The organism is Pseudomonas sp. (genome assembly GCF_030690725.1).
Classification (GTDB): domain Bacteria; phylum Pseudomonadota; class Gammaproteobacteria; order Pseudomonadales; family Pseudomonadaceae; genus Aquipseudomonas.
This window is the reverse complement of the sequence record NZ_JAUYGD010000081.1, coordinates 34,705-47,006: the sequence shown is the minus strand read 5'-3', so window position 1 is coordinate 47,006 and position 12,302 is coordinate 34,705. Positions and strand designations below refer to the sequence as shown.

Below are 12,302 nucleotides of genomic sequence, written 5' to 3'. Positions count from 1 at the left end.
AATCCCTACCGGACATGCTTATGAACATCGAAAAGATCGTCGACTTCGCCACCGCTACTACCACACCCGAACATTACCGTCCGGCTGCAGAGAAAGTGCTCAAGGGCGACCCCGAGCAAAGCGTGCGCAACCACTACGGTAGCCCGTGCGGTCAATTCAATACGGGTATCTGGGAAGGCGGCGTCGGTCACTGGACCATCAATTACACCGAACACGAGTACTGCGAGATTCTGCAAGGCGTCTCGGTGCTGCGCGACCAGGACGGCAACGCCAAAACCCTGCGCGCGGGCGACCGCTTCGTCATCCCGGCCGGGTTCTCCGGCACCTGGGAAGTGCTGGAGCCATGCCGCAAGGTCTATGTGATCTTCGAGCAAGCCAGCAACTGATAGCTCTTCATGCGTCACCCTTCGCCCGCCTTGCGCGGGCTTTTTATTGCCTGCCATTCCTGGCGACCGTTGCTACGCAGCGTTAAACATGGCTCCCGGCCAGTTTTTATCGCCCAGGGTTTACCAAGCCAAATCGCAGGCAAGAAAAAGCCCGCTATAAAAGCGGGCTTTTTCGGCAAGGAGCCAGATCAATTACTTGATCTTGCCTTCCTTGTACATCACGTGCTTACGCACAACCGGATCGAATTTTTTAATTTCGATTTTGTCCGGAGTGGTGCGCTTGTTTTTGTCGGTAGTGTAGAAGTGACCAGTACCGGCACTCGAGATCAAACGGATCAATTCACGCATGACTTTCTCCTTAAACCTTTTCGCCGCGAGCGCGCAGCTCGGACAGAACGACGTCAATACCACGCTTGTCGATGCAACGCATGCCTTTGGCAGAAACGCGCAGACGCACGAAACGGTTCTCAGACTCGACCCAGAAGCGGTGATGCTGCAGGTTCGGCAGGAAACGACGACGGGTTTTGTTGTTTGCGTGGGAAATGTTATTCCCGGTTACCGGACCCTTACCGGTAACTTGACAGACTCTCGACATGCCTCAGCCCTCTAAAACCACATGCCCAACCCGGCATGGGTTGGCCGCTAATTATTCAATCTTGGCGCGCAGCGCCGCGTATCTCGAGGGTCTTACCGGCCGTACCTGAAAGCGCAAGAACCGGGCCCCTACAAAAGAGCGCTGCTTTATACCAGAAAGCCCCCAGTGCAACAAGGTTAAACGCACTTTACCCGGCAGACGCCAACCGGCGATTGTTGCGTCCAGGCTAGCCAGCAAGGGCACCCGCGCAGATCGACCGCTCGTCGCCAAGACTGATTGCCCTGCCGCCGGTTAATGGCCTAGGGTAGGACCTGCGCCAGCGCGCCCACCGCTATTCAGGAGTTTGCCATGCGTCTCGCCGCCCTACCGCTGCTGCTCGCCCCGCTTCTTGCGCCCGCCCTGGCCCAGGCCAGCACGCTCAGCGTCTGCACAGAAGCCAGCCCAGACGGCTTCGACGTAGTGCAGTACAACTCGCTGACCACCACCAACGCCTCGGCCGACGTGTTGATGAACCGCCTGGTGGACTTCGACGCGACCAGCGGCACTCTGCAGCCGAGCCTGGCGCAGGCCTGGGAGGTCAGCCCGGACGGCCTGAGCTACAGCTTCACCCTGCATCCGGACGTGCAGTTTCACCAGACCGAGTATTTCAGCCCCAGCCGCCCGCTGAATGCCGATGACGTGCTGTTCAGCTTTCAGCGCATGCTCGACCCAAAGCATCCTTGGCACAAGGTCGCCCCCAGTGGTTATCCACACGCCCAGTCGATGCAGCTGCCAAGCCTGATCAAGAGTATCGACAAGACCGGCGAACACAGCCTGCGCTTTAACCTTAACCGCCCGGACGCAACCTTCCTTGCCACCCTGAGCATGGGCTTCGCTTCTATTTATTCCGCCGAGTACGCCGCGCAATTGCTGGCAGCGGGCACGCCGGAGACCCTCAACAGCCAGCCAATCGGCACCGGCCCGTTTGTCTTCAAACGCTTCCAGAAGGACGCCAGCGTGCGTTACGGCGCCAACCCAAGCTACTTCGCCGGCAAACCTGCAGTGGACAACCTGGTGTTCGCCATCACCCCAGACGCCAACGTGCGCCTGCAGAAGCTGCGCCGCGGCGAGTGCCATATCGCCCTGTCACCGAAACCGCAGGATGTGCAGGCCATCAGCGGCGATAACACACTGCAGAGCGCGCATACCGCCGCCTTTATGACCGCCTTCGTCGGCATCAACAGCCAGCACCCGCCGCTGGATCAGCCCGCCGTGCGTCAGGCAATCAACCTGGCGTTCGACAAGGCCAGCTACCTCAAGGCGGTGTTCGAAAACAGCGCCGAAGCCGCCAATGGCCCCTACCCGCCGAATACCTGGAGCTATGCCAGCGAACTGCCCGGCTACCCGCACAACCCGCAGAAAGCCCGCGAATTGCTCAAGCAGGCCGGCCTGGCCGATGGCTTCAGCACCACCATCTGGACCCGCCCCACCGGCAGCGTACTCAACCCCAACCCAAGCCTGGGCGCACAGTTGCTGCAGGCGGACCTCGCCAAGGTCGGCATCAAAGCGGAAATCCGCGTGATCGAATGGGGCGAGCTGATTCGCCGCGCCAAAGCCGGCGAGCACGACCTGCTGTTTATGGGCTGGGCCGGCGACAACGGCGACCCGGACAACTTCCTCACCCCGCAATTTGCCTGCGCCTCACTTGAATCCGGGCTGAACTTCGCCCGTTATTGCGACCCGCAACTGGACAAGCTGATCGCCGATGGCAAAAGCACCAGCGACCAGGCGCAGCGCAGCCAGATATATAAAGAAGCGCAGCAGATCATCCAGCAGCAGGCGCTGTGGCTACCGCTGGCCCACCCGACCGCCTATGCGCTGACGCGCAAGCAGGTCGAGGGTTATCAGGTCAGCCCATTCGGTCGCCAGGATTTTGCCAAGGTGCGTTTAAACCCTTAAAGCCAGCCGTACTCGGCCATCGACAGCGGCTCACCGTCGCCGACGATAAAGTGGTCGAGTACGCGCACATCCACCAGCTCCAGCGCCTCTTTCAGGCGACGGGTGAGCACCCGATCCGCCTGACTGGGCTCGGCGACGCCGGATGGATGGTTATGGGTCAGGATCAAGGCCGCCGCGTTATGCGCCAACGCGCGTTTAACCACCTGCCTGGGATAAACGCTGGCAGTGTCGATGGAGCCATGAAACAACGCCTCGAACGCCAGTACGCGGTGCTTGGCATCGAGAAACAAGCAGCCAAACACCTCATGCGGCTCATGACGTAGCAGCGCTTTTAGGTAATCGCGCACCGCCTGCGGGCTTTCCAGGGCGGAATCGCGGCGCAATTGCTCGGCCAGATGCCGGCGCGCCATCTCCAGAACCGCCTGCAACTGGGCAAACTTGGCCGGCCCCAGGCCCAGGCGCTGACTGAACGACGGCAAATCCGCCTGCAGCAATGCCCGCAGACTGCCGAAATCGCCCAACAAGTGGCGCGCCAGGTCCACCGCACTCTGTCCGGCGACACCTGTACGCAGGAAAATCGCCAACAACTCTGCATCAGTCAGAGTGCCTGCACCCTGAGCCAGCAGCTTTTCCCGCGGACGCTCGGCCGCAGGCCAATCACGAATACTCATCACACCTCCTTGTGTGTGTTACCAGGCGCGGCAAACCGCCGCGCCCGAGTGCCGCAAAGCCAAGCCTGGCAAGCGCTTGGCAGCGCTACTCCGCTGCAGGCTCTGTGCTATCGTAGCCCAACTTTTGCGCGGCGCCTGGCCTGGGGAGGTGTCGGCGTCGCGGTGTATATCCATCTTTATCAAAGGCAGGCCTATGCAGCGGCTGTATCGGAAACGCATCATTGTTGGCGTGGGCGGCGGTATTGCCGCGTATAAAAGTGCCGAGCTGATTCGCCGACTCAAGGACCAGGACGCCGACGTGCGCGTGGTCATGACCAAAGGCGGTCGTGAATTCATCACCCCGCTGACCCTGCAAGCCCTGTCCGGGCATCCGGTGCACCTCGATCTGCTCGACCCCGAGGCCGAAGCCGCCATGGGCCATATCGAACTGGCACGCTGGGCCGATCTGGTATTGATTGCCCCGGCCACCGCCGATCTGATGGCGCGCCTGGCCCAGGGCGTCGCCGATGACCTGCTGACCACCCTGGTGCTGGCCACCGATGCGCCTGTCGCCCTCGCTCCAGCCATGAACCAGGCCATGTGGCGCGACCCGGCGACCCAGGCCAATGCCCAGCTTCTAGCCCAACGCGGCCTGCATCTGTTCGGCCCCGCCGCCGGCAGCCAGGCCTGCGGCGATGTTGGCCTGGGCCGCATGCTCGAAGCCGAGCAGCTGGTGCAATGCGCCGCCGACTGCTTCCAGCACCAGGCGCTGACCGGCAAGCATGTGCTGATTACCGCCGGCCCGACCCAGGAAAACATCGACCCGGTGCGCTACATCACCAACCACAGCTCCGGCAAGATGGGCTTCGCCCTCGCCGAGGCGGCCGCCGAAGCCGGCGCCAAGGTCACCCTGATCAGCGGCCCGGTGCACCTGCCGACACCCGAGCGCGTCACCCGCATCAACGTCACCAGCGCCCGCGACATGCTCGCCGCCTGTGAAGCCGCAATGCCCTGCGACCTGCTGATTGCCGCCGCCGCCGTGGCCGACTACCGCCCGGAAGTGGTCGCCCAGCACAAATTGAAAAAAGACCCGAGCAGTGGCGACGGTCTACTCCTGCAAATGGTGCGTAACCCGGATATTCTCGCCACCCTGGCGGGTCGCAGCGACCGGCCGTTCAGCGTCGGCTTTGCCGCCGAGACCGAGAACCTGCTGGAGTACGCCTCGCGCAAACTACGCGACAAGAACCTCGACCTGATCGTCGCCAATGACGTGGCCAACCCCAGCATCGGCTTCAACAGCGAAGAAAACGCCATCACCATCATCGACCGTGAGCTTCAGCAGAGCAGTTTCGCCCAGACCAGCAAAAGCAAGATTGCCCGCCAATTGGTGAGCTTTATTGCCGAACGCCTGGCCCGCAACTGACGCTGCACTCACCGACCACAGAGCCTGATATGCACGCCTTACAAGCCAAGATCCTCGACCCGCGCCTGGGCAACGAATTTCCCCTGCCGCACTACGCCACGCCGGGCTCCGCCGGCCTCGACCTGCGCGCCATGCTCAAGCAGGACCTGGTGCTGGAACCGGGGCAAACCGTGCTGATCCCCACCGGCCTGTCGATCTACATCGGCGACCCCGGTCTGGCCGCGATGATCCTGCCGCGCTCGGGCCTGGGTCACAAACATGGCATCGTCCTGGGGAACCTCGTCGGCCTGATCGACTCGGACTACCAGGGCGAATTGATGGTGTCCTGCTGGAACCGTGGGCAGAGCGCCTTCACCATCGCCATCGGTGAGCGTATCGCCCAACTGATTCTGGTACCGGTGGTGCAGGCGCATTTCGAGCTGGTTGAACAGTTCGATGAGAGCCAACGCGGCGCAGGCGGCTTCGGCCACTCCGGTAGCCATTGATTGCCTTAATCTAATTCCAGGATGAATTGCCGAGGAGACGCTGCATGAAACTCTTCAAGCGCACGGCCAAGGACGCTGACGGAGTAACCGCCAGCGCCCAACTGACCAGTGCCCCTGCCGCCAAAGCGGCCAAAAACAGCCCCAATGCCCTGTTGCCGGGTGTGCTGGCGGCGTTAGTCGGCATCATCCTGGCCGGTGCGCTGCTCTGGTTCGGCCCGCTCAACAGCGCCTACCAGCAACAGCTGCAGCAACTCAGCCAGGCCTGGGGTGGCGGTCAGGCGACCGTGTTGCAGAAAGCTCTGCAGCAACTGAGCGCCGACACCCAGGCAGCCGCGCGCAACCCTCAACTGCTGCAAGCCCTGCAGAGCCAGGACATCAATCAGATCCGCGACGCCGAACGCAACCTCACTTACTGGCACGGGGTGGTCGACGCGCACCTCAACGCCCGCAGCCAGGCCGTGCAGGACATGGGCCGCAGCGCGCCGATGAACTTCGCCGCGCTGGACATGCTGCGCCGCGCAGAAAACGGCCAAACGCCCGCACCCGAGGCCTACAAAGTCGGCCAGCGCTGGCTGGTGTATAGCGCCGCGCCGCTGCGCCTGAGCGAAGGTGAGCCGCTGCATGGCACCCTGCTGCTGGCCGTGGATCTGGAACGCCTGCTCGCCAGCCTGCCGGTGATGCCCGCCGAAATCGGCCAGATCCAGCTGATCCAGCAGTTCAACAACACCGCTGCCCAGGTCCTCGCCCAGCGCGGCGACGCACAAGGCACCGCGCAAGCATTCAGCACCGGCAACCCCAACTGGACGGTCAGCTTTACCCCCGGCCCGTCACTGACCAACCCGGTGTTCTCGCCGTTGCTGCTGGCCATTGCCGGGCTGCTGGCCCTGGCTGGTGCAATTGTCGGCCTCTACCTGCTGCAGAGCAGCCTGCAACGTCACCTGCGTGACGATGTGCTGCAACTGGGGCAGATGCTCAAGGAGCTGTCCGCCGGCAAGGCCGTCAAGGCGTTCAGCCTGAGCCTGCCAGCCCTGGATATCCTCGCGCAGAACCTCGCACGTATGCCGCGCCGCGCCACTGAACAGGCCGCCGCCCCGACTGCCAATGCAGGCGCAGCCAACCCAGGCGTCACCGCCATGCAGACGCCCGCCAGCGCCATGGTCGATCCACTGTTCCAGGACACCGATATCCTCGACATCGATATTCTCGACGAAGACCAGGACCTGCTCGGCCTCGATGAGCCGGCCCCCGCTCCCGTGCAGGCGAAAGCGCCCAAGCTGCCTGCCGACATCTTCCGCGCCTATGACATTCGTGGCGTAGTCGGCCGCACCCTGAATGCCGAAACCGCCTACTGGATCGGCCGCGCCATCGGCTCGCAGAGCCTGGCGCAGGGCGAGCCGAACATCGCCGTTGGCCGCGACGGCCGCCTGTCCGGCCCGGAGCTGGCGCAACAGCTGATCCAGGGCCTGCTCGATTGCGGCTGTAACGTCAGCGATGTCGGCATGGTGCCGACGCCCGTGGTGTATTACGCCGGGCATATCCTCACCGGCAAATCGGCGGTGATGCTCACTGGCAGCCATAACCCGCGCGATTACAACGGCTTCAAGATCGTCATCGCCGGCGACACCCTGGCCAACGAACAGATCCAGGCGCTGAAAGCACGCATCGACAATAACGACCTGGCCAGCGGTGTCGGTACGGTCGAACAGGTTGATGTGCTGGAGCGCTACTTCAAGCAGATCCGCGACGACATCGCCATGGCCAAGCCCATGCGCGTGGTGGTCGATTGCGGCAATGGCGTGGCCGGGGTGATCGCCCCGCAATTGATCGAAGCGCTGGGCTGCTCGGTGATTCCGCTGTACTGCGAAGTCGACGGCAACTTCCCCAACCACCACCCCGATCCCGGTAAGCCGGAAAATCTGGTGGATCTGATTGCCAAGGTGAAAAGCGAGAAAGCCGACATCGGCCTGGCCTTCGACGGCGACGGCGACCGCGTCGGCGTGGTGACCAATACCGGTACTGTCGTCTACCCGGACCGCCTGCTGATGCTGTTCGCCAAGGACGTGGTATCACGCAACCCGGGCGCCGACATCATCTTCGACGTCAAATGCACGCGCCGCCTGACCCCGCTGATCAGCGGCTACGGTGGCCGCCCGGTAATGTGGAAAACCGGCCACTCGCTGATCAAGAAAAAAATGAAGGAAACCGGCGCGCTGCTGGCCGGCGAAATGAGCGGGCATATCTTCTTCAAGGAGCGCTGGTTTGGCTTCGACGACGGCATCTATGCCGCCGCGCGCCTGCTGGAAATCCTCAGCCAGGATCGCCGCGACGCCGAGCACGTGTTCAGCGCCTTCCCCAACGACATCGCCACCCCGGAAATCAATATCCAGGTCACCGAGCAGAGCAAGTTCAGCATCATCGAACGCCTGCAACGCGACGGCGTATGGGGTGAAGGCAATATCACCAACCTCGACGGCGTGCGCGTCGACTACCCCAAAGGCTGGGGCCTGGTACGCGCCTCCAACACCACGCCGGTGCTGGTGCTGCGCTTCGAGGCGGAAACCGAAGAAGAACTCGAACGGATCAAGGAAGTCTTCCGCGCCCAGCTGTACAGCGCGGTGCCCGACCTCGACCTGCCGTTCTGATTGATTAGCGAATTGTCTACTGGAGCCCTGCATGACCCTCGAACGTGATGCCGCCACCAACGTCGCCAAGGTACTGTCCGAAGCGCTGCCGTATATCCGCCGCTTCGTCGGCAAGACGCTGGTGATCAAATACGGCGGCAACGCCATGGAAAGCGAAGAACTCAAGCAAGGCTTCGCCCGCGACATCGTGTTGATGAAAGCGGTGGGCATCAACCCGGTGGTCGTCCACGGCGGCGGCCCGCAGATCGGTGATCTGCTCAAGCGCCTGTCCATCGAAAGCCACTTTGTCGACGGCATGCGCGTCACCGACACCGCGACCATGGACGTGGTGGAAATGGTTCTCGGCGGCCAGGTCAACAAGAGCATCGTCAACCTGATCAACCAGCACGGCGGCAGCGCCATCGGCCTGACCGGCAAAGACGCTCAGCTGATCCGCGCCAAGAAACTTACCGTGACCCGGCAGACGCCGGAGATGACCCAGCCGGAAATCATCGATATCGGCCATGTCGGCGAAGTCACCGGGGTCAACATCGACCTGCTGAACATGCTGGTCAAGGGCGACTTTATCCCGGTGATCGCGCCGATTGGCGTCGGCCCGGATGGCGAGTCCTACAACATCAACGCCGACCTGGTCGCCGGCAAAGTCGCCGAAGCGCTGAAGGCTGAGAAGCTGATGCTGCTGACCAATATCGCCGGCCTGATGGACAAGCAAGGCCAGGTACTCACCGGCCTGACCACCGAGCAGGTCGATGGCCTGATCGCCGACGGCACTATCTACGGCGGCATGCTGCCGAAGATTCGTTGTGCCCTGGAAGCGGTGCAAGGCGGGGTGACCAGCGCACATATCATCGACGGTCGCGTACCGAATGCCGTGCTGCTGGAAATCTTCACCGACAGCGGTGTGGGTACGCTGATCTGCAACCGCAAGCGCCATTAAGCTCCTGCCTGCAATGCGAATCAGCCAGGTAATCCTGGCTGATTCAGCCGCCTGATAGCCTGCTGCACCCCTTGCAGCAGGGCGCCGCAACACCGAAGCTCAGCGATCCCGCACTGCCAGCCAGAGGTGTACTGCATGCCAACCGCGCCTTCCCGCGACGCCTTCAGCTTTTTCCACACCTTGCGCGTGCGCTGGGCCGAAGTGGACCCGCAAAGCATCGTGTTCAACGGTCACTACCTGACCTACGCCGATGTCGCCATCACCGAATACTTCCGCGCCCTGGGCATCCGCTATCCGGATGACCTGAGCCGCGACGGTGGCGACTTCTTCGCGATCAAGACCGTGCTGGAATACCTGGCACCCGCGCGCTTCGATGATCAACTGCAAATCGGCATTCGCGTCGCCCGCCTGGGCCGCTCCAGCCTGAGCTTTGCCATGGGTATCTGGTGCGGCGAGCAAGCACTGACCACCGGCGAAGTGATTTACGTGCACGCGGACAGCGCAAGCCGCAGCAGCAGTCCGCTACCGACGTGGTTGAGAGAGAAAATTCTGGCCTTTGAGCGCTGCGCGCCCGAGCAATAAGGCTACTGGTTGCGCCCCAGCAGTTCCTTGAGTCGATCACGGTCAGCATTGAAGCTGCTGTCCGCCTCTTTACGCGCGGCCTGATAGCGCAGGATGTCGCCCTTGAGGCGCGCCTGTTCGGCCTTCTGGTTATCGATCTGCGCCAACAGATGCGCCGGCACCGCACGCCCGGCACGCTCGTGCTCGGCGGCCTGGCTCTGCAGATTGGCCTGCTGCGTACGCACTGACTGCAGGTTGCCGCGCGCCACACCAATCAGACCATCCAGTTCGGCCAGCTTGCGCGCGCGGGCGCGCTCGACGTCGTCTGGCGTGCTGTACAGGCGCAGTAACTGCGCATCGGAGCTGGCGCGGGCCTTCTCGGCGAGGATGCGCTTCATCTCCTCAGGGCTCGGCGCAGGCGGAATCACCTGGATCACGCGGCCCTGGTCATTCAGCACTTCATAACCCTTGCTGATGTGCTCCGGCGGCACGCCCTGACGGCTGAGCACCGTGGTGCCTTTGTCATCGACGTAGCGGTACAACTCAGCCGCCCCCGCCACAACCGGCAGCAGTAGGCCTAGCAACAGCGAACAGCGGGTTATGGCAGATTTATGCATCAATGCAGCACCTTATCGGCAGGTTAGATTCCGTATTCGGCGCGGTAAGCTTGTACCGCTGGCAGATACTGCTTGAGTTCAGCATCCTCTGCCAGATATTCCAGTACCTGTTCGAGTGACACAATGCTCACCACCGGCATGCCGTAGTCGCGCTCGACCTCCTGAATCGCCGACAGCTCGCCCTTACCGCGCTCCTGGCGGTTCAGCGCGATCAGCACACCGGCCGCTTGTGCGCCCTGCGCCTGGATGATCTGCATCACTTCCCGAATCGCCGTACCGGCGGTGATCACGTCATCGATGATCAGCACCCGACCGGCCAGCGCTGCGCCGACCAGGGTGCCGCCTTCGCCGTGATCCTTGGCTTCCTTGCGATTGAAGCACCAGGGCATATCGCGCTGATGATGCTCGGCCAGCGCCACTGCGGTGGTCGCCGCCAGGGGAATACCTTTGTAGGCCGGGCCGAACAACACGTCGAAGTCGATACCGCTGTCCACCACGGCCGCAGCATAGAAACGCCCAAGCTGCGCCAGGGCCAAACCGCTGTCAAACAGCCCGGCATTGAAGAAATAAGGACTGATGCGCCCGGATTTGAGGGTGTACTGACCAAAGCGCAGAACCCCACGCTCGATGGCAAAACGGATGAAATCACGTTGATACGCTTGCATGAAAAAGCCCCGGACAGCACGGATTTACTAGGTAATTTAGCTAATAGAGGTGAGCTCGGGTATCATACACGCACGTGATTTTGGGGGCCATTTATGCGGATCATCAGTGTGAACGTGAATGGTATTCATGCTGCAGTCGAGCGCGGTTTGCTCAGTTGGCTGCAAGCACAGAATGCCGACGTCATCTGCCTGCAGGACACCCGCGCCTCCGCCTTTGAACTGGACGACCAAGCCCTCCAACTGGATGGCTATTTCCTCTATGCCTGCGATGCAGAAGTGCCAAGCCAAGGTGGCGTGGCGCTGTATTCGCGGTTGCAACCCAAGGCGGTAATCAGCGGCCTCGGCTTTGAAATGGCCGATCGCTATGGGCGCTACCTGCAGGCCGATTTCGACAAAGTAAGTATTGCCACCATGCTGATGCCTTCGGGGCAGCAGGGTGATGAAAGCTTGAATCAGAAATTCAAGTTTATGGACGACTTCACCCATTATTTGGACAAGCAGCGCCGCAAACGCCGCGAGTACATCTATTGCGGCTCTTTCTACGTGGCGCATCAGAAGCTCGACGTGAAGAGCTGGCGCGACTGCCAGCAATCACCCGGCTTCCTCGCCCCGGAACGCGCCTGGCTGGATGAAGTGATTGGCACCATGGGCTATGTCGATGCGCTGCGCGAAGTCAGCCGTGAAGGCGACCAGTTCAGCTGGTGGCCGGACAGCGAACAGGCTGAACTGCTCAACCTCGGCTATCGCTTCGACTATCAGCTGCTCACGCCCGGCATGCGCCGCAGCATCCGCAGTGCGCGCCTGCCGCGCCAGCCGCGCTTCTCGCAGCACGCGCCGTTGATCGTCGATTACGACTGGATGCTCAGCATCTAGCCTGATCAGCAGATACAAAAAACCGGCTATTCGCCGGTTTTTTATGCTGCGCCATCCCTGGCCACCACCCTACGGGCCGTCGCGATGCGACGTTAAAAATCGCTCCCGTCGATTTTTTGCTATCTGCACAACGCTTATTTCACCAAGCGCCAGGCAAAGGGATAACGGTAAGCCTGGCCTTCATTAGCCTTGATCCCGGCAATAACCGTCAGCACCAGCGCCGCGATGCTGACCAGCACCAGCAGCGGAAAGCCGATCACCACCACCATCAGCAGGAAACACAGCAGCGCGGCCAGGGCCACGCTGATCTGGAAGTTCAGCGCTTCCTTGCCCTGAGCATCGACGAACGGATCAAGGTCCTTCTTGATCTGCCAGACGATCAACGGCCCAAGCAGGTTGCCAAAGGGAATCACCAGCCCGAGAAAGGCCGCGAAGTGGCAAAACATGGCCCACTGACGGGCTTCAGGACCGGGAATCGGTTGTGGCGCTTGGGACTCGTCGCTCATGGTGCTTCTCCTTGCGTGATGGGC

General features: G+C 61.9%; 14 protein-coding genes. 8 read left to right on the top strand and 6 right to left on the bottom strand.

Annotated elements, in window-relative coordinates:
• Nucleotides 1-20 precede the first annotated feature (20 nt).
• Entirely contained in the window at nucleotides 21-386 is a 366-nt protein-coding gene (locus Q8O69_RS19775; RefSeq protein ID WP_275960226.1) for a cupin domain-containing protein, read from the top strand.
• Nucleotides 387-578: 192 nt separating this feature from the next.
• Here the strand turns inward: Q8O69_RS19775 and rpmG are convergent, their stop codons facing one another.
• Together rpmG and rpmB are read right to left on the bottom strand one after the other, a co-directional pair.
• Nucleotides 579-734, bottom strand: a complete 156-nt coding sequence (gene rpmG / locus Q8O69_RS19770; protein ID WP_022960960.1) for a 50S ribosomal protein L33 — start codon at nucleotides 732-734, stop codon at nucleotides 579-581.
• 10 nt (nucleotides 735-744) lie between these two features.
• The gene (rpmB, locus tag Q8O69_RS19765) at nucleotides 745-981 is read right to left on the bottom strand and encodes a 50S ribosomal protein L28 (RefSeq protein ID WP_090240685.1); all 237 of its coding nucleotides are present in this window, start codon (nucleotides 979-981) and stop codon (nucleotides 745-747) included.
• Nucleotides 982-1,329: 348 nt separating this feature from the next.
• Between rpmB and Q8O69_RS19760 the strand changes: the two genes are divergently transcribed.
• Nucleotides 1,330-2,919 (top strand): ABC transporter substrate-binding protein, encoded by a 1,590-nt coding sequence (locus tag Q8O69_RS19760; protein ID WP_305593908.1) that lies wholly within the window; start codon nucleotides 1,330-1,332, stop codon nucleotides 2,917-2,919.
• Here the strand turns inward: Q8O69_RS19760 and radC are convergent.
• Entirely contained in the window at nucleotides 2,916-3,590 is a 675-nt protein-coding gene (gene radC, locus Q8O69_RS19755) for a DNA repair protein RadC (RefSeq protein ID WP_305593906.1), read from the bottom strand. The genes Q8O69_RS19760 and radC overlap by 4 nt on opposite strands.
• 193 nt (nucleotides 3,591-3,783) lie before the next feature.
• Here radC and coaBC point away from each other — a divergent pair, with 193 nt between their 5' ends.
• The 5 genes from coaBC (at nucleotide 3,784) to Q8O69_RS19730 (ending at nucleotide 9,638) form a co-directional block, all read left to right on the top strand.
• On the top strand, nucleotides 3,784-4,992 hold the full coding sequence (gene coaBC, locus Q8O69_RS19750) for a bifunctional phosphopantothenoylcysteine decarboxylase/phosphopantothenate--cysteine ligase CoaBC (RefSeq protein ID WP_305593904.1): 1,209 nt from the start codon (nucleotides 3,784-3,786) through the stop codon (nucleotides 4,990-4,992).
• A gap of 29 nt (nucleotides 4,993-5,021) precedes the next feature.
• The gene (gene dut / locus Q8O69_RS19745; protein ID WP_305593902.1) at nucleotides 5,022-5,477 is read left to right on the top strand and encodes a dUTP diphosphatase; all 456 of its coding nucleotides are present in this window, start codon (nucleotides 5,022-5,024) and stop codon (nucleotides 5,475-5,477) included.
• Nucleotides 5,478-5,521: 44 nt separating this feature from the next.
• Nucleotides 5,522-8,119: a phosphomannomutase/phosphoglucomutase gene (locus Q8O69_RS22275; RefSeq protein ID WP_371136197.1), complete on the top strand. Its 2,598-nt coding sequence runs from the start codon at nucleotides 5,522-5,524 to the stop codon at nucleotides 8,117-8,119.
• Between the two features lie 31 nt (nucleotides 8,120-8,150).
• The gene (gene argB / locus Q8O69_RS19735) at nucleotides 8,151-9,056 is read left to right on the top strand and encodes an acetylglutamate kinase (RefSeq protein WP_275960221.1); all 906 of its coding nucleotides are present in this window, start codon (nucleotides 8,151-8,153) and stop codon (nucleotides 9,054-9,056) included.
• A gap of 135 nt (nucleotides 9,057-9,191) precedes the next feature.
• Nucleotides 9,192-9,638, top strand: coding sequence for a thioesterase family protein (locus Q8O69_RS19730; RefSeq protein ID WP_305593900.1), 447 nt, complete (start codon nucleotides 9,192-9,194; stop codon nucleotides 9,636-9,638).
• A gap of 2 nt (nucleotides 9,639-9,640) precedes the next feature.
• Here the strand turns inward: Q8O69_RS19730 and Q8O69_RS19725 are convergent, their stop codons facing one another.
• Nucleotides 9,641-10,234 (bottom strand): DUF4124 domain-containing protein, encoded by a 594-nt coding sequence (locus Q8O69_RS19725; RefSeq protein ID WP_275960219.1) that lies wholly within the window; start codon nucleotides 10,232-10,234, stop codon nucleotides 9,641-9,643.
• A 23-nt stretch (nucleotides 10,235-10,257) separates the two neighbouring features.
• On the bottom strand, nucleotides 10,258-10,899 hold the full coding sequence (gene pyrE / locus Q8O69_RS19720; protein WP_305593898.1) for an orotate phosphoribosyltransferase: 642 nt from the start codon (nucleotides 10,897-10,899) through the stop codon (nucleotides 10,258-10,260).
• Nucleotides 10,900-10,992: 93 nt separating this feature from the next.
• Between pyrE and Q8O69_RS19715 the strand changes: the two genes are divergently transcribed.
• On the top strand, nucleotides 10,993-11,772 hold the full coding sequence (locus tag Q8O69_RS19715; protein ID WP_305593896.1) for an exodeoxyribonuclease III: 780 nt from the start codon (nucleotides 10,993-10,995) through the stop codon (nucleotides 11,770-11,772).
• A 134-nt stretch (nucleotides 11,773-11,906) separates the two neighbouring features.
• On the opposite strand, the gene Q8O69_RS19710 is transcribed toward Q8O69_RS19715, so the two are convergent.
• Entirely contained in the window at nucleotides 11,907-12,278 is a 372-nt protein-coding gene (locus Q8O69_RS19710; RefSeq protein ID WP_304870732.1) for a DUF4870 domain-containing protein, read from the bottom strand.
• Nucleotides 12,279-12,302 lie beyond the last annotated feature (24 nt).